Below are 18,007 nucleotides of genomic sequence, written 5' to 3'. Positions count from 1 at the left end.
GTCAAGGACTGTTGGCTTCCAAATATGTAAGCGCTTTAAATCGAATCAGAGAGCCAACTTCAAATCGAACAAAGGAGTGAATCCATCATGAAAAAAAGTCTGAGCAACACTCGTTTCATTTTCCTTCGCGCCTTCGCGCTACTGATTGCCGCTTGCTTGATTCTGCCCTCATTCGCAGACAAGGCAGGCGCGTTCAAAGTCGACCAAAGAACGCTCTATCGCAATGACAGCGGTGAGTCTTACTGGTGGACGCATATGCGTTGTGCTGCGATCCCATCAGAGCCGAACCCGCAAATCTTGTGCACCGTCTCCAAAGATCCTCGCGAGAACCCGAATTTGAGCGATGTATTCTATGACATTGCATATGCGACAAGCATCGATCTGGGAGAAACATGGACGCCGTTGTCGGTCATTCCGCAGTATCAATGGAAGACGCTTCCCGACGGTTACGATGGAATGCTGATCGATCCCGTTCCTGTGTATCACGAAGAGAGCGGCAAAATCATCCTGTTCGGCATGGCCCAGTCCTACGAAATATCATCGACATCCGTGCACAAAAAGCATAATTATCCCGCTTACGCCGTATACGATCCATCGACCGACGAGTGGAGCGGCGATTGGCAGATATTCGACTGGCCAGGCACATATGGCCATACCGGCAGCGTCTATCCGCATGTACTGGAGGACGGTAGCGGAGATATTCTATGGCCGGTCAACCCACTGGACGGCAGCGGCAGCATTCGGGTAATGAGAGTATCGTTCGACGGCACTACATTGGACTATCAAAGCCAGAGTGCGGCGATCGTCAATACGGGCGGCAACGGAAATCGCTCTGGAATCGAACCTTCAATAACTGCATTCGATAACAGCTATTTCATCGCCATGCGAGATGATTCGCAGAATCGGCTGGCCGCAAGCGCCGACGGCATCACATGGCAACCGGCAGTACCGCTGCAATGGGAAGATGGCACTTCTGTCGCAGGCAGTATGAATACACAAATGCACTGGATCGCAAGACCTGACAAGCTGTATCTTGTCTATACCCGCCAAGACGTCTCCAATGCCGATATTTTCCGTTACCGCGCGCCGCTCTGGATGGCGGAGGTGAATCCCGATACGTTGCGGCTGAAGAAGGAAACCGAACGTGTCGTTATGGGCATAACAAGCGACAGGGCTCAGCTCGGAAACTTCGGCGTGACCGATATTTCCCCTCAATTAAGCATTGTGACGAGCAATGAATGGAATTCCCTTGCGCCTAATCGCGCAATAGTCTCCAGAATCTGGTGGGAACAAACGCAGCTCGGCGGCTGGGAGTTCGATGAGGGATCAGGAGCAACCGTACATGATCTCACCTTGAACGGGTATGACGGAACCGTCATCGGCGCGAGCCGTGCAGCCGGCGGCAAATTCGGCGGCGCCCTGCAATTCGACGGAAGCGGTTACGCCGACTTGGGCGATCCGGGAGATGAAGCATTCGACTTCGGCCATCAACAGAACTTTACTGTGTCCGTATGGGCCAAGACTGACTCAACCGGCTCGATACAGTATGTCCTGAACAAAGGCGATACGAATGCCGCTTATTGGCTCCGGTTCAAAGCGGATGGCACGCTGCGATTCCTGCTTGATTACGGCAGTACTTATGACGACGTACAATCGGCCTCCTCCTACGCGGACGGCATCTGGCATCACGTCGCGGGCGTCGCCGACCGTAACGGCGGACTCCGGCTATATGTCGACGGACAACTGGCTGACGAGAATACATCACTGACAGGCGGCAGTGTATCCAACTCGCTGCCGCTTACAATTGGCTTCAACGGAAGCAGCTCGATGAACGGGCTGATTGATCGCGCAGGCCTTTACGATTATGCAATGGACGAACTGGAAATTCAACAATTGACCTGTATGGCCGGACACTGGACGTTAGACGGAATCATCGCGGGAGGACTGGCTTACGATTCGACAGCCAGCGGCAACGACGGCGCTCTGCATGGCGTTATGACCGAGTCGAGCGGGAAATTCGGAGACGCGCTCCGATTTCCCGAAGCCGGTGCCTATGTCGACCTTGGATTGCCGGAGGATGGAGCATTCGATTTCGGCATAACCGAGGATTTCTCCATATCTGCATGGGTCAAAAGCTCTGGCGGCGGCGTGCAATATATCGCCAACAAAGGGACGACGAATGCCGCTTATTGGCTTCGGTTCGAAACAGACGGTACACTGCGGTTTCTGCTCGATTACGGCGGCACAGCCGATTACGCCCAATCGGGATCTGGCTACGCCGACAACCAGTGGCATCATGTTGTTGGAACCGCGGATCGTGACCAGAACGTCAAGTTGTACGTCGACGGCGTGCTGGCCGGACAGAGCACCGGTGTGACGGGAGGAAACGTGTCCAGTCTTCATCCGCTTACAATAGGAACGAATAGCAATAATACGATGAATGGCCTGATCGACGAGTTTAGACTCTATCGTTATGCATTGTCGGAAGAAGATGTGCTGGCTTTGTTCAATTCGTAAGATGCAATAGAACCTGACGTTATTGTTCCACCAATCATTCTGGTCGGATGCTCAGCTGCGGCACTTGTTGTTTAAGCGTTCTCGCCGACAGCTGGGCTCGGCCAGATCTCATGCAAAAAAAACGCCGAAGCAACGGCTTATGCCATTGCCCCGACGTTGTTAACGGGAACACGTTACTCGTCGTCCTCGCCATCCTGCCCGGCTTCCAGACGCTTCGCTTCCAAATACTCCTGGGTAGCCTTGTCTCTGGCACGCCCCTTATCCTTCAGGCGCTCGATCGCAGGCTGAATCAGCAGGTCAATCTCCTTCTGCACCGTGTATGCCAAGTCGTGACGGAGCTGAGACTCCAGATAGGAGCCAACCTCCATCAAGGCATTGTAACGATCCAGCTCGTCTCTCGTAAGCAGCCCCCGGACTTGAACGCTGCAGTGTCGCATTACAGGAATTTACCTTTGCGCAGAACGAGCGGAATACCGCCGATAATGAACAGGTAACGCATATCGATCAATTTCTTCAACCAAGCGGCTACGCGGCCTTTGTACTTCTTGCCGAAAGCGATACCGATCGCTTCGCCTTTGCCCAGGGAAGCCACAGTGCCTTTATTGGAGAACTCGAATTTCTTCAGCGACTGGTTGCGAATAGATGCGACCAGATTATGCGCGCATACGACGCCTTGCTGCATGGCGATCTGAGCAGTAGGCGGATATGGACGGCCTTCAGGATTGAACATCAGCGAGTTGTCGCCTACGACATAGATGTTGTCGTTGTCAGGCGCGCGAAGGAATTCATCGACCTTCACACGTCCGCGCATCGTCTCGAAGCCCGCTTCCTCGATCAGACGATTGCCGCGAATGCCGCCCGTCCAAATGACGGTAGCCGACTTGATCTCTTCGCCTTCGCCCACCACTACGCCTTCAGGCGTGCACTCCTTGATCGCTGTGCCAATGCGGAACGTTACGCCTTTATTTCTAAGGACGTTCATACCGTACTCTACAAGCTCAGGATCGAAGCCCGGCAATGCTGTAGGAGCGGCTTCGACATTGTAGATTTTCACCAGCGACGGATCTACGTCGAACTGCTTGCACAGCTCAGGGATGCGGTCAGCCAGTTCGCCAATGAACTCGATGCCTGTGAAGCCAGCGCCGCCTACGACGAATGTCAGGTAGTCGGTACGATGAGGCTCGCGCTTGTAGCGTGCGAATTGATATTCAATATGCTCGCGAATCAAGCGAACGGAGTTAATGCTGCGAATGTTCATAGCGTGCTCGCCCAGACCAGGGATGCCGAAGGTTTCAGGCTCGCCGCCAAGTCCGATGACGAGGTAATCGTAGGACAGTGTGCCATCCTCCAGAATTACCTTCTTGTCTTGCGGACGAATTTGAACGACTGTCGATTTGACGAAGTCGATCTTGAACTCGTCGATCAGCTTGGAGATGCTGACGCGCGCATTCTCAGGATTGTCTGTACCGGCAGCAGGCATATGAAGATGAGTCGTAATGTAATGGTAGTCATGCTTGTTGACCAGCGTTACATCCGCTTCATTATAGTTCAGTTCTTTCTGCAGACGAAGAGCCGTCAACACTCCGCCGTAACCTGCACCGAGAATAACAATTTTCGGTATGTTGCTCATTGTGAGATCCCATCCATTCCTTATATTCTTTTCCTCATCAGCACGAATCACTTTGAAACATGCCGCTTAAGATTGTGAAAAATTACACAAACCCAATCAAAAAATAATGTTTTTCATAGCTTGTGTTCAAAAAACAAAACTTATCAAGACTGCGCTTCGCCGATCAATGACAATTATCGACAACTTTGGAGCAGCGGTCGCATATCTTCGTAAAGCCCCCATAGAGGTTTTTCATATACAACAGACATATTACAGACTTTTCTAAAAAAGTTCAAGAGTAAAATGTACGAAAATGTTCAGCATTGTGCACAATAAAAGATTTCCCTCTCGCGATGCGAAAGCTTATAATGGATAGCGTACCCAGATATTATCAATCGAGATGGAGGTGCTGTATTTGCCAAACTCAGAATTATTGGACAACAATATTGCAGATATCATTATAATTGGCGGAGGACCGGCCGGAATGTTCGCGGCATTCTACGGAGGAATGCGGCAGGCGTCTGTCAAAATCATTGAAAGCATGCCTCAGTTAGGCGGGCAGCTTGCCGCTCTGTATCCTGAGAAGTATATATATGATGTCGCCGGGTTCCCGAAAGTAACGGCTCAGGAGCTGGTTGACCGGCTAAAGGAGCAAATCGGACTATTCAATCCGGAGGTTTGCCTGGAGGAAAAAGTCGTCAACGTCGTTAAACGCGACGAGCGGCTGTTCGAGGTCATAACCGACAAAAGAACGCATCATGCCAAAGCTGTCATCATTACGGCTGGCGTCGGCGCGTTCTCGCCGAGAAAATTGACGATGCCGGAAGCGGAATCGTTCGAGAAGACCAACCTTCATTATTTCGTAGGCGATCTGCAACGGTTCAAAGACAAGCATGTCTTGATTAGCGGTGGCGGTGATTCCGCCGTAGACTGGTCGCTTATGTTGGAGCCGATCGCCGCCAGCGTCAAGCTTGTGCATCGCCGCGACAAGTTCCGCGCACACGAGCATAGTGTAGAGAACCTGATGCAATCACGCGTTCAAGTAATGACGCCGAAGGAGATTACGGCGCTTCATGGTGTAGACGGCAGGATCGAGAAAGTGACGATAACCGATGTGAAATCCGGTGAAGCCGAGATCATCGAAGTGGATGATGTCATCGTCAACTTCGGCTTCGTCTCCTCGCTGGGGCCGATTGCGGAGTGGGGCATCCAGATCGACAGCAATTCCATCGTAGTCGATACGAGGATGCAGACCAGTATCCCCGGCATTTTCGCGGCAGGCGACATTACCACCTATCCCGGCAAGCTGAAGCTCATAGCGGTCGGATTCGGCGAAGCGCCTACGGCAATCAACAATGCGAAAGTATACATTGATCCAAGCGCCAAGCTGTCCCCCGGTCACAGCAGCAACATGAAGCTGTAAATTAGGATAGGCATGGCTCATCGTTTATACAATAAAAGGGTATCCTATTCTTGGCTCATTCGTTGCCGGTCTTGTCCGTCAGACTGGTGCTCCAAGGAGGATACCCTTATGTTTTGTCCTATATGCAATGGATTAAGAACGGTTCAGGAGAATTGTTCCGTCTGTGGTGAAGAAGTCGCGGATTGCGGGAGAGTTGCGGATTGGGTAGGTCCGTATTCTCCATATGAACCTGCTCTGGAGGCTGGTTCGTCCATGCGATCTGCAACTGATGACTCTGAGCAAATATGTCGTCATCTCTTTTGCTGCAAAGTCTGCGGAGAGTACCATGAGGTTGCAATCGCCTTATGGCGATTGTAGCTGCTATAGCTGCACTGCTACAAGATAAGACGGCTTGTTGGTAGTCCTTCAGGCAGAATGCCTTTGATCCTTGGCTTCCAGTCCTCTGCGTTTCATCTCGAATGCAAGCATGCGAATAAATTCGGCCTCCAGTTTGTATTCGATCGCAGCATAATACGTATCAATCAGAAGCTTGTCAGAGAGCTGATCCATCCCTTCTCCCCCTTTCCTATTATTCCCTTAACGGCCTGTTCTTATCGTAGCATGGCTCATAATAGGGGGACAACTCACCTCTTATTCACACCAAAATGTGGATAGTCTGTGAATGACTTGTGCATAGCAGTCGAATGATAAGGAATAGCGCGGTGGATATTGTGGACAGACTTATCCACATCATATCAAGTGCTTTTATCTATAAAAAACTTTAATAGATTGATAGAAAACTATTAATGGAATATTTTAACGGCGTTAAGAAACCGCGTCCACCATGCAGGTGCTTACGCAGCTACTTCCGGCGCTCCAACCGATGCCTTCACTCCCTACTACCTCCCTGGCAGCTGCTTTCGGCGTCCCAATCGATGCTTATATACTAGCTGGCCTGGCTATGACGCTATTGCGGCCTCGTATTAACTTCGAATATCCACACTCTGCCCTGCTTGTCGATGCCATAATCGAAGCCAAGATGAGTCACGCCAGGGAAACGCTGCTCCAGCACTCTTGTGCACATTACGGTTAGCTCTCTCAGCTTGTGCTTCTTCGCCTTCACATGGGCCGGCCCGAATGATGCGCGAATTCCCTCGCCCGCCAGCACCATGTCACCGCCCTGGCACAGATTCGTCACGAACAAGCCGCGTCTCGCAATACGCCCTACTAACGAGCGGTATTCCCACCTTCCGTTCGTCTTCACATATTTCACCCGATAATCGATCGGTCTTCCGTTCACCGTTGCCAATGCGATTCCTTTCTGAATCAAATAATTTCTTCGGCCCGTCTTCCCCTTCAATGCCGCTGCAAGTGCTTCGAAGCTTGCAAAGCGATTCGTTTGATCTCTCAATGTATAGGCATATCCCTGTGCTGTGCGCGTTACCTTGATGACCCCGCTCCCTCCCGAGCCGACGATCGGCTTGATGACGACCATGCCATGAACGTCCAGCATGCTTCTGAGCTGATCCGGCGAATAGCGCCTCGTTGGAGGAATGTGCGGCACGATGCCGGGATGGGACATCAGCGCTTCCGTCTTCGCCCATTTGCTGGCAAGCTGTCGCCCTCCATGGTTGGGGGGCGCTTTATGAAGCTGGTAGCCTCCTTGCAATAGACCTTGCAATCCTTGCAACACCTTCATTGCGTATGCTCCTTCCTGCCGCCATAGTGTACAACCTATCTATACAATATATGGCGGAAGGAGTCGCGAAGCTTGGATGATTGTCAGGGAGGGACTACTGCTTAATGCCGGCAGCCTTCCTCCCCGGGATGCTGAATAACCCCACAAAGTGGGGCTTTGCATCGAAGCTTGCACTGGTACTTTCCGGGGGAACCCGGAACTTATACACTTGATATATGAGGATTCATACACTAATTCGGCTCGCACACCACTTTTCGGCACTCCAGTGTAGGATTCATACACTAATTCGGCTTGCACACCACTTTTCGGCGCTCCAGTGTAGGATTCATACACTAATTCGGCTTGCACACCACTTTTCGGCGCTCCAATGTAGGATTCATACACTAATTCGGCTCGCACACCACTTTTCGGCGCTCCAGTGTAGGATTCATACACTAATTCGGCTCGCACACCACTTTTCGGCGCTCCAATGTAGGATTCATACACGAATTCGGCTCGCACACCACTTTTCGGCGCTCCAGTGTAGGATTCATACACTAATTCGGCTCGCACACCACTTTTCGGCGCTCCAATGTAGGATTCATACACTAATTCGGCTCGCACACCACTTTTCAGCGCTCCAATGTAGGATTCATACACTATTTCGGCTCGCACACCACTTTTCGACGCTCCAGTGTAGGATTCATACACTAATTCGGCTCGCACACCACTTTTCGGCGCTCCAATGTAGGATTCATACACTAATTCGGCTCGCACACCACTTTTCGGCGCTCCAATGTAGGATTCATACACTAATTCGGCTCGCACACGGGCCCCCATCATTAAAAAAAGCCCAGTCCGCAAGCCGAACGGGTCCGGCTTGCGGCCGAGCTTCGGCCACACTTGCATATGAATGTCAGGCAAAAGCCGAATTAATCGCCCTTATTCTCGAGCGCCGCTTTCAGCTTGTCGGCCAGACTGTTCGTCAGAGGCGCGTTGTCGCTGTACTTCTGAACCAGCTTATGCTGTTCGCGCTTATTCATACGAGCGCTGTTCTTATCCTCCAGCATCTCGATAACATTGCACGGCTTGCATTGCGCGAACTTGCCCGCCTTGCCGTCCCGCAGATCCATCTTCTTATGACACTGCGGACAGCGCTTGTTCAGCTTCACTGGCTCCGCCGCACGACGATAACTGCACTCCCGGTCGGAGCAGACAAGGGATTTGCCCCGCTTGCTGTTAACCTCCATCAGCGGCTTTCCGCAATCCGGGCATTTCGAATGCGTCAAGTTATGCGGCTTGTACTCCTTCGTCTCCCGCTTCACTTCCGCCACCCACTTCTCCGCTTGCCCGCGAATACCGCGCATGAACGACTTGGCATCGCCCTTCCCCTTGGAGATCCGCTCCAGCTCATTCTCCCACTTCGCGGTCAATTCCGGACTGCGCAGCTCGTCGACGACAAGCTCGATCAGCTGCTTGCCCTTGCCCGTCGGCACGAGCTGATTCCGTGTCCGCTCAATCGTATCGGTTGACAGCAGCTTCTCAATAATGTCGGCCCGAGTCGCGGGAGTGCCAAGACTGTGCTTCTCCATCCTGGACAGCAGCGTCGCTTCCGTATACCGAGCCGGCGGCAATGTCCGCAGCTCCTTCACGGACGCTCCCTTGAGCGGAATTCCGCCACCTTGCGTCATCGCGGGAAGCAACTGCGCCTGCTGCCGCTCCTCGCGGCCGCCGCGGTCATCGTCTTCATCCTCGTCGTCATCCGTGTAGTTGCTGCCATACAGTTCCTTCCATCCGGCATCCTTCTCAATCTTGCCCTTGGCGTAGAAGCGGTCGCTGGCGACAGCCAGCACGACACTCGTCTCGTCATAACGATACGGCTCGTAGAACAGCGCTATGAAGCGGCGCACGATCAGATCGTACAATCTTCTCTCGTCATTGCCGAGCGCATTCAATTGTACGTATTGCTCTGTCGGAATGATTGCGTGATGGTCGCTGACCTTGTTGTCGTCGACGATCCGCTTCGTGATGGCAAGCGGCTTGCGCAGCGCCTTTCGCGCCAGCGACGCATAAGGACCGACCGCGACGCTCTCCAGCCGCCCCTTCAACGTCGGCGCCATATCGCTTGACAAATACCTGGAATCCGTACGCGGATATGTCACCAGCTTATGCTGTTCGTATAATCTCTGCAGCACGTTGGACGTCTGCTTCGCCGAGAAGCCGAGACGCTTGTTCGCATCCCGCTGCAGCTCCGTCAGATCGTACGCATGCGGATGCGGCTCCGAGCGCTGGGTTGTCTTCAGTCGTTCCACCTTCGCCAATGCGGCCTTGTTCACTCGAGCGGCTACGGCATCCGCTTCCTCCTTGCTCCACAGTCTGGCTTCCTGACCGTCACCGGAGCGCCACTGTCCGGAGAAGCTGCCGAAGCTCGCCGATACCGTCCAATAGGGCTTGGACTTGAAGTCCTCGATCTCCCGCTCGCGGTCCATCATCATTCCCAGCGTAGGCGTCTGAACCCGGCCGGCCGCCAACTGGGCGTTATATTTGCACGTCAACGCCCGAGTCATGTTCAGGCCGATCAGCCAATCCGCCTCGGCGCGGCATACGGCCGACGCATACAGATGATTGTAATCCTTGCCCGGCTTCAAGCTGTTGAAGCCATCCTTGATCGCCTTGTCCGTCTGGGAGGATATCCACAGTCGCTTGAACGGCTTGCGCCAGTGCACCAGCTCCATAATCCAGCGGGCAACCAGCTCCCCTTCCCTTCCGGCATCCGTCGCGATAATCAATTCCCCGATATCGTTTCGCTTGCACAGCGAAGCGATCGATTTGAATTGATGCGACGTCTCCTTCATCATTTTAATATTCATCTTCTCGGGGAGCAGGGGCAAGTCCTCCAGGTTCCACGTCCGGTATTTCTTGTCGTAATCCTCCGGCTCCGCCAGTTCGACGAGATGCCCGAGCGCCCAGGTCACCACATATTGGGGCCCCTCGATGTAGCTCTTGTTCTTCCCCTTGCAGCCCAGCACTCTCGCAATTTCCTTGGCGACGCTTGGCTTCTCCGCCAATACCAATGACTTCATATGTCTTCTCGCTCCAATCCCACTGTCGTTATGGAGACAATACCATATGAGCCATGCGTGCGCAATGCCGGCAGCATCATTCTGAACTAGCGCTGCTTCCGCAGCTGCGGAAGCTTCCGGTATGTTCCCGCTCTCCATAACCACTCAAGCGGGCCCATCGCGAACAATCGTAACCAGACGACGCTAGCCGTCACTTGTAAGCCATGAATGACAAGAACAAGCCATAACGACTCCATTAATCCGATACTGCCGGAATAGCCGAACAGTTGTCCCGCAAGCAGAACAAGAAATGTCTGGCCGATGTAATTCGTAAGCGCCATTCTTCCGTAATCGCGAAGCGGACTTAGCAGGCGCCTGAACACCGGGCTGCCCATAAGCATGACGAAGGCACCGATATAAACTCCCGTCACGACGGGAGTAACAAGCAGTCCCGCTTGAATGAATTGACTTGCCTTAATCACCATGGGATCGTCAACGCCTTCTACGACCATATACGAGAACGGTTGCCCAGGCGCCAATGAGTATTGATAGTACAGGCCTGCGGCCCCAAGCAGCAGCATAATAAGCGTAAATACGGCCCAACCCTTGCGCTTCCGCCCGATATCCTCAAAGACGCGATATTCCCCTGCAGCCATGCCCAGCAGCATGAAGCCCGGCACCAACAGAAGCTTCTGTCCCGTAATAGCGCATACCGCAGTAATAAGCAGTCCGGCCGCCAGCTTGAACTCTCTCCTTGCCTTGTATAGCGGCAGCAGCAAAGCGCCGAACACCGCATACGGCATCAATGCCTCTCCGGAATTGAAAAATACGTGCGCAAGACCAAATAAGAACAATAACCCCACTCGTATCAAAAATAACAGGTAGCCGTTATTCCCTTTGGCATTCGCTCGGGATATGAAAAGGTAAAAGCCTACGCCGAACAGGAAGGAGAATATACTGAAAAACCTTGCTTCTACGAACAAATAGAGGAATTTCTGATACATCTCTCCCGGCGTGTCCGCTTCAGGCATACCGATGTCCAGCAGTAAAATAACGTTCACAAACAATATGCCGATCATCGCAAAACCTCGCAAATAATCCAGCACATCCAACCTATGATTTAATGAATTGCTTCCCATAACACCCTCCAGTTGCAACAAAGATTATTCATGTTGACTTTGACATTATAGCGAAATGAGCAAACTTCAACCATCGAACTTTCTTACATTCAACATGACACATTCGTAAGAGTGTTCGGAGAGTGTGTCCTCTCATGCGTAAGATAAGGAAAATATGGTATGATCGTTTCTGTACTTTTAATTTAAGCAGTAAAGGAGACATGTAATCCATGAGACGACGCTTCGCTGCAATGCTTGCCGGTATTCTCATCGTGTACGGCGCATTAACCTTCTATATCGGATGGAACGTCTGGCTGTTCCTGTCCCATACAACCGGCTGGAAGGCCCCTCTCCCCTATGGAATCGTCATCGGCGTGCTAGCGTTCGGTTACATCATCGGGCGCATGGGACAGTCTACGCGCTTGCGCTTCATTGCACAGCCAGTCAAGTACATGGGCGCTTACTGGTTCGGCTTCTTCCAATACGCCATCCTTCTGCTCCCGGCCGCGAACGTCGCCGCTCTTCTTCTCCGGTGGGCGGGCGCTCCTGATTCCGTATATATGACGACGGTAGGCGGCATTACAGCTTCGCTGCTAATCCTTATTATGCTCCGTGGCGCTTGGAACGCATGGCATCCCGTCATACGCAAGTATCAGGTGACGGTGAACAAGAATGCCGGGGCCCGAACGGGACTTCGAATCGCGATGGCATCCGATCTTCATCTGGGCACAGTCATCGGCAAGACTCATTTGAAGCGGTTGCTCAAGGTGATCGATGACATAGAGGCCGACATTATTTTGCTCGCTGGAGATATTCTGGACGATGAACTGGAACCCTATGTGGAGAAGAGAATGTCCGAAGTGCTGGGAAGGCTTCATGCTCCGCTCGGCGTGTTCGCTGTAACGGGCAACCATGAATATATCGGAGGAAAGGTGCCGGAATTCGTGACGGAGATGGATGCGATCGGCATTCGCGTGCTTATGGATGAAGCCGAAGTGATCGACGACAGCTTCATCGTCATTGGCCGCAAGGACAAGGCTGCAGCGGGGATGGGCAGGCAGCAGGACGGTCGCGGAGCGGGAAGGGCCACCCTGGAAGATCTCGTGCAGCCGTTTGACGCCAGCTTGCCTCTTATTTTGATGGATCATCAGCCCTCCAGTCTGGAGGAAGCCGCGGCGAACGGCATCGATATCAGCTTGTCAGGGCATACGCACCGTGGACAGATGGCTCCGAACCATTGGATTACGCGCCGCATGTTCCTGCTGGACTGGGGGTATAAGCAGATTGGCGGTCTCCACGCTATCGTCTCGTCGGGCTTCGGTTTCTGGGGCCCGCCGATGCGTATCGGCAGCCGTTCCGAAGTGCTGCAGATCGATGTAGTGTTTGACGGGAGCGATAGGCTGGTGAAAGAAAATTAGTTTCAGCACGGGGCAGCTGTGTACAGTGTTATGGCAGCAGTCGGCGAGGAGCTGTGGCGTCCCGAAGACACAGGAAAGGACGCCTTGCGGCGTCCTTTCGCACACTTTGCTACTTCCAACCGAGGTCACATCGCCTACAGCCAGCCATTCGCATACTTCCCTATCTCCAACCGAGGTCACATCGCCTGCAGCCCGCGATACGCACAATTTCCTGCCTAACTTAAAATTCAATTTTGGGTTGACAAGAAAGGACGCCTTGCGGCGTCCTTGTCATCCCTTAAGCTGCCGCTTCATCCGTGGAAGCTTGTCCATCCTGTCCGTCTGTACAGTCTCGCTTCATACCGTGCTTGCCGCCGGCTCGAAGAGGAAGCTCCCCGTTCACGAGCTTTTGGACATGTTCTCTTGCGCCCTCAAGCTTTTGCTGCATATCCTCCTCCGTCAGCTTGCCCGCTTCTACCGCTTCCTGAAGCTTGGCTTCAATCTTGCTTATATGCGCCTCCACGATCATCTCCAGATCGACGCCCTTTTCCTCCGCCAGCGATGCAATGGTCTTGCCATCTCTTAAGGATGTCCGCAGCTCTTCATGCGTCATGCCCAGCGCCTCCGCTACTCCGTCCATCATCACGTTCATCTTGCCGCCCATCATCACTCCATGCTTTCCGTGCTTCCCAGGATGATGCTGGAGCTTGCCCCCATCTTCCTTCGTACCCGCCTGCGGATTAGCCGGATTGACGCTGGCCGCCTGATCGCTTCCTTCCTTCTCTGCAGCATTCGCCACATTTCCATATCCGTTCCATTGCGCGCCCACTCCGATTGTCAGTGCAAGCGCAAGCGCGCAAGCCGCTGCTGCCTTCACTGCATTTTTCTTCATCATGACTATCTACCGCCTCTCATTTATTTGGTGGTACGATAGTTAGTCTAGGCCAATTAGCTTAACCCTCCCTGAGCGAAAGGTAAAAATTAGCTTAAATCGCATTACGCTATGCGTATGTGAAGGGATGACGACAGCCGTCTCCATTTGCTAGAAACGGCGATATATTGTACAAGATCAACTTTTTGCATCGCCTTCAGGAAGGTCATACTAATAGATGTGTGCAAAAGGAAGAAAGGTTGTCGATTGTCATGACATTACCGGCTAACAACAACATATCGTCCAGACTTCTGGTCATATCGGATATTCACGGCCACCGGGAAGGCTACCTCCGGCTGCTTCAGGAAGCCGCCTACGATCCCTTCATGGACCAATTAGTGCTGCTTGGCGATTACATCGATGTACAGAAGACCGCCACATGGGATATTCTCGATATCATGCGCGAGCAGACCGCCGCCGGGGCGTTAGCCATCCCCGGCAACCACGAGCTTAAACTGCTGGCGCTGGCAAGCGCCGGGAAGGGTTCGGACAAGCGCACAGACTATGCCGAATGGATCAAGTCACTCCCGCTGCATATTGCCCAGCGGCAATACTTGTTCGTCCATGCCGGCATTCGTCCCGGAGTACCGCTTGCGAAGCAGTCGGAGAAGGATCTGACCGAGATTAGGGAAGCCTTCTATCGTTACCCTGAAGACAGCTTCGCCAGACAGATGGACAGTGAGGAGGATGGCACAGCTTCGCGCCGGATCGTATTCGGCCATACGCCCACCTTCAAGCTAGGCGAAGTGGCCGGACGTCTGTGGCGGGATCATCGGCGAATCGGCATCGATACGGGCGCCAAGCACTTCTACCGGCTTACCCTGCTGGATCTGACCAACCGGCTTGCCTACTCCTGCGCAACGCATACCCGCTATCGCTGCAGCGACTTCAGAGTGGAAGCATTGGACTGGTCGAGATGGGAAGACTGACTCCTCACGCTATGCGGAGTCGGTCGCGCCGGCGTTCAGATTGTTGCGCCGGTATTCGCTTGGCGTAACGCCGGAGAATTTCTTGAAGGCGCGATTGAAGGAGCTGAGCGACAGATAGCCTGCCTCCTGGGCAATGTCCTGAATGCGAAGATCGGCCTTGAGCAGCATATCCATCGCCTTCTTCACCCGGAATTCATTCACGTAATCGACGAAGTTAATGCCCGTCTTCTCCTTGAAGTACGTCGACAGGTATCCCCCGGTAATATTCAACTTCTCCGCCACCCCCTCCAGGGAGATCTCCTCCTTGAAATGCTCCTCCATATAATCGGATACGAAGTATACGATCGGGTCATGCTCTTCCTTCTTCAAGCGAATAAGCCTGCCCGCCTCGCTCAGCAGTGTATCGAAGTAATCATGAAGCTCTTCAACGGTATGAATATGGCCGATGACCTCCGGCAGGCCGCTTACGCATACCGTATCCAAATGCTGGGCATGCAGCTTTCGGAACACCTTGGCCGTAACTTCCTTCGCGAATTCGTGGAAGTGGGCTCTGCTGTATTTCTTCGCCATTTGTACGGTAAGCCGCTTCAACGATTGGATGACATGCGCATCGTTGCCTTCGTGTAAGTTCACGTCAATTTCCTGCTCGATCGAGCCGTATGGGAGGAATGGCATATCCGGTTCCCCTCCCGGTCCGACAATTCGCGTCTCATCGTCGAATGGACGGTGCCGCGACAATTGCTGCACCTCGCGATAGGCATCTTTCATTTCGTCGGCCTGCTCGAAGAGCGAACCGACAGCAATGGTGAAGAAGCAGTACGTCCGGTCTTCCGCCAGCACGCTGCAGATCGGCTGCAGCGGCTCCATCACTTTCTCCTCCGGTTCATTGCCGTATACGACGGCCAATATCTGATCCCCTTCGATCTGGAAGATCAGCGTCTCCATATCCGTCGTGCGAATCGCTTGATGAATATACTCCCGAATATAATAGCTGGCATCCTTATGAAGCTCCTCCTGGAAGCCTTGACGGAATTTCAGCTCGAAGAGCACGAACCGGTATGGGCGGCCAACCTCCTCATCCCCATGCACATAAGGCAAGTTGTCGCGGATCCGCTTCAAGTTGTTCATGAACGAATAGTAGCGCAGCTGATCGCTCTTCTCCTCCAGGTCCTGCAGCGCATCCCGGTTCACTTGCATCATGCGGCTAATATTCCGTTGAATCAGCTCGAACTCGTTGCCTCTCCCGTCATGCGAATGAGCAGTCTCTTTCCGAATAGTCTCCACGATTTTGCGCACGGGATTGCTGTACCTCACGCTGAAGTAGATCGAAGCGATAATGCCGATCGCAGTAGCCAGCACGAGAAGAACGACAAGCAGTATGATCAGCCGTTCGACCGGCTGGGAGACGCTCGTATCCGGAACGACGTTCACATAGGTCAAGCCTGTCGCCGAGCCTTTCTTATAGAAGTAATAATTATCGCCGCTCTTTATCCAATTCCGCTCGAAGTCGAGACTGGGCAGTTGACCGGAGGGATTGGAGTCGTACGCCAGCAGGGCATTCCCCTGCTCATCCAGTATATACAGGTTCTTGTTGATGGACTGGTGCAACTGCCCAATCAGTCTGTCCGTATCGATCAGAGCGAGAATAAAGTATTCCGAGCTCCACCTGTTCTTCACCATGAACGGGAACACGTCGGTTCCCTTGTCCGCGTGAGACTCGGCGAAGCTGGTCACGGGATGCAGCTTGATGGCGAAAGGCTGCTCCAACTGCTCCAGCCAATAACCGGGAGAGTGCTCCACGTTGATATGGTGCTTGCTGAACATCGCCTCTGCGCCGCTGCCTCTGACCTTGTCCAGTGCAAAGCTCAGCTCTTTGTCATACAGAATAAGATCCTGTAAATACAATTGCGCATTGTTGGTGGTCGCATTGAACGTCTCGATTAGCTTAGCCGCCATGACATAATCCAGCTTAGTGGACTCCGTAAATTTCCTGAACGCTTCGTTGTTCAATTGCAAGTCCATAAGCACGCTGGTCAGCGTCTGAAAATATTGCTCGAAGCTTCGGGTCGTCACGTTCAAGTTGGCATAGTTGTATTTCACGATTTCCTCGTGCACGCTTTTTTTGAACATCCAGAGCGAAGCCAGGCTGAAGCCGACGAACAACACAATGACCGCCATGAAATTCATAAACAGTCGAAGCATTAATCGCCTGTTGCCGATCGCCTTTCCCAATCGCTGCTTCATGCCGCAAACCTCCCTTTTATCCGCTTTATTTCGGCTCTAGTCATATTTTCGAATGATGCGCAAAATTGCGAAAAACCCTTGAAAACGCTAACAAATCGCAATACCGATTATTTTCATGCAGGTTACTATCTTATACTATAGGCCCATAAGCTTGCAACACCAGCACAACAGACAAGAGGAGAGGAATGTATGAATAAAAGAATTGGAATGCGGCTGTGGAGAGAACGCTACCTGTTCCTGCTCCTGCTACCGGGGCTTCTATACTTTCTTGTGTACCGATACCTTCCTATGGCCGGCAATATCATTGCCTTTCAGGACTTCAGCGCCTTCCGCGGGTTCTGGCATAGCGAATGGGTCGGATTCAAGCACTTTGCCAAAATATTCGAAGATCAGGAAGTCGTTCGCGTCATATGGAACACGCTCTACCTGTCTTTCCTGCAAATTCTGTTCGCCTTTCCCGTATCCATCGTGCTTGCGGTCATGCTGAACGAGGTGCGCAACAAGGTATTCAAAAATATCGTGCAGTCCATCGTGTACTTGCCGCACTTCCTGTCATGGGTAGTCGTAATCGGGATCGTCACGACCTTCCTGAAATCCGACGGCATCGTCAATCAGCTGCTTGGCGCGTTATTCGGTATGGAAGCGATTCCATTCCTCCAGGACTCCTCGTGGTTCATGCCGCTAATCGTACTGGAGGTCATCTGGAAGGAATCCGGCTGGGGCACGATCATCTTCCTGGCGGCGCTCGCAGGCGTCAATCCCAGCCTGTACGAGGCTGCTGTCGTCGATGGCGCGAACAGATGGAAGCAGATCTGGCATATTACGCTGCCGGCCATTCGCAGCACGATCGTCATTCTCCTGATTCTGCGTCTGGGCAGCGTCCTGGATGTCGGCTTCGAACAGATCTTCTTGATGCTTAATCCGCTTAATATGGATGTCGGGAATGTGCTGGATACGTATGTGTACTTCAAAGGAATCGAGCAATCCGACTTCAGCTTCGCGACAGCGGTCGGCCTATTCAAATCGTTAGTCGGCCTAGTGCTCATCGTAGGAGCCAACCGGCTGGCCAAGCGCTTCGGTGAAGAAGGCGTATTCTAAAGCAGACAGGGGGAAAAAACGA

General features: G+C 52.7%; 13 protein-coding genes. 5 read left to right on the top strand and 8 right to left on the bottom strand.

Going from position 1 to position 18,007, the window contains the following annotated elements; genetic code table 11:
* Positions 1-87: 87 nt before the first annotated feature.
* Positions 88-2,517, top strand: a complete 2,430-nt coding sequence (locus M6D81_RS14035; RefSeq protein ID WP_262677526.1) for a sialidase family protein — start codon at positions 88-90, stop codon at positions 2,515-2,517.
* Between the two features lie 173 nt (positions 2,518-2,690).
* Here the strand turns inward: M6D81_RS14035 and M6D81_RS14030 are convergent, their stop codons facing one another.
* Together M6D81_RS14030 and M6D81_RS14025 are read right to left on the bottom strand one after the other, a co-directional pair.
* Positions 2,691-2,954: a hypothetical protein gene (locus tag M6D81_RS14030; protein WP_262677525.1), complete on the bottom strand. Its 264-nt coding sequence runs from the start codon at positions 2,952-2,954 to the stop codon at positions 2,691-2,693.
* Positions 2,954-4,147, bottom strand: a complete 1,194-nt coding sequence (locus tag M6D81_RS14025) for an NAD(P)/FAD-dependent oxidoreductase (RefSeq protein ID WP_262677524.1) — start codon at positions 4,145-4,147, stop codon at positions 2,954-2,956. The genes M6D81_RS14030 and M6D81_RS14025 overlap by 1 nt, the downstream gene beginning before the upstream one ends.
* Positions 4,148-4,541: 394 nt before the next feature.
* Here M6D81_RS14025 and M6D81_RS14020 point away from each other — a divergent pair, with 394 nt between their 5' ends.
* Positions 4,542-5,549, top strand: coding sequence for an NAD(P)/FAD-dependent oxidoreductase (locus M6D81_RS14020; protein WP_410795736.1), 1,008 nt, complete (start codon positions 4,542-4,544; stop codon positions 5,547-5,549).
* A 405-nt stretch (positions 5,550-5,954) separates the two neighbouring features.
* Here M6D81_RS14020 and sda read toward each other — a convergent pair whose 3' ends face one another.
* The 4 genes from sda to M6D81_RS14000 all read right to left on the bottom strand — a co-directional run bounded on the left by sda (position 5,955) and on the right by M6D81_RS14000 (position 11,407).
* The gene (gene sda / locus M6D81_RS14015; RefSeq protein ID WP_262677523.1) at positions 5,955-6,098 is read right to left on the bottom strand and encodes a sporulation histidine kinase inhibitor Sda; all 144 of its coding nucleotides are present in this window, start codon (positions 6,096-6,098) and stop codon (positions 5,955-5,957) included.
* Positions 6,099-6,495: 397 nt separating this feature from the next.
* Entirely contained in the window at positions 6,496-7,227 is a 732-nt protein-coding gene (locus M6D81_RS14010; RefSeq protein ID WP_262677522.1) for a YheC/YheD family protein, read from the bottom strand.
* Positions 7,228-8,138: 911 nt separating this feature from the next.
* Positions 8,139-10,289, bottom strand: coding sequence for a DNA topoisomerase III (locus M6D81_RS14005; protein WP_262677613.1), 2,151 nt, complete (start codon positions 10,287-10,289; stop codon positions 8,139-8,141).
* Between the two features lie 86 nt (positions 10,290-10,375).
* Entirely contained in the window at positions 10,376-11,407 is a 1,032-nt protein-coding gene (locus M6D81_RS14000; protein ID WP_262677521.1) for a DUF418 domain-containing protein, read from the bottom strand.
* A 209-nt stretch (positions 11,408-11,616) separates the two neighbouring features.
* On the opposite strand from M6D81_RS14000, the gene M6D81_RS13995 reads away from it, so the two are divergent.
* The gene (locus tag M6D81_RS13995; RefSeq protein WP_262677520.1) at positions 11,617-12,804 is read left to right on the top strand and encodes a metallophosphoesterase; all 1,188 of its coding nucleotides are present in this window, start codon (positions 11,617-11,619) and stop codon (positions 12,802-12,804) included.
* 277 nt (positions 12,805-13,081) lie between these two features.
* On the opposite strand, the gene M6D81_RS13990 is transcribed toward M6D81_RS13995, so the two are convergent.
* Positions 13,082-13,678 (bottom strand): hypothetical protein, encoded by a 597-nt coding sequence (locus M6D81_RS13990; protein WP_262677519.1) that lies wholly within the window; start codon positions 13,676-13,678, stop codon positions 13,082-13,084.
* Between the two features lie 248 nt (positions 13,679-13,926).
* On the opposite strand from M6D81_RS13990, the gene M6D81_RS13985 reads away from it, so the two are divergent.
* Complete coding sequence (locus tag M6D81_RS13985; RefSeq protein ID WP_262677518.1) at positions 13,927-14,643, top strand: metallophosphoesterase; 717 nt, start codon at positions 13,927-13,929, stop codon at positions 14,641-14,643.
* A 9-nt stretch (positions 14,644-14,652) separates the two neighbouring features.
* Here M6D81_RS13985 and M6D81_RS13980 read toward each other — a convergent pair whose 3' ends face one another.
* Positions 14,653-16,887 carry a helix-turn-helix domain-containing protein gene (locus tag M6D81_RS13980; RefSeq protein WP_262677517.1) on the bottom strand — a complete coding sequence of 745 codons (2,235 nt, stop codon included), beginning with the start codon at positions 16,885-16,887 and terminating at the stop codon, positions 14,653-14,655.
* Between the two features lie 189 nt (positions 16,888-17,076).
* Between M6D81_RS13980 and M6D81_RS13975 the strand changes: the two genes are divergently transcribed.
* Positions 17,077-17,985: an ABC transporter permease gene (locus tag M6D81_RS13975; protein WP_262677516.1), complete on the top strand. Its 909-nt coding sequence runs from the start codon at positions 17,077-17,079 to the stop codon at positions 17,983-17,985.
* Positions 17,986-18,007 lie beyond the last annotated feature (22 nt).

This window comes from Paenibacillus sp. J5C2022, assembly GCF_025567625.1.
Taxonomy (GTDB): domain Bacteria; phylum Bacillota; class Bacilli; order Paenibacillales; family Paenibacillaceae; genus Pristimantibacillus.
The sequence above is the reverse complement of the archived record's forward strand: the minus strand, read 5'-3'. Positions and strand labels throughout refer to the sequence as shown.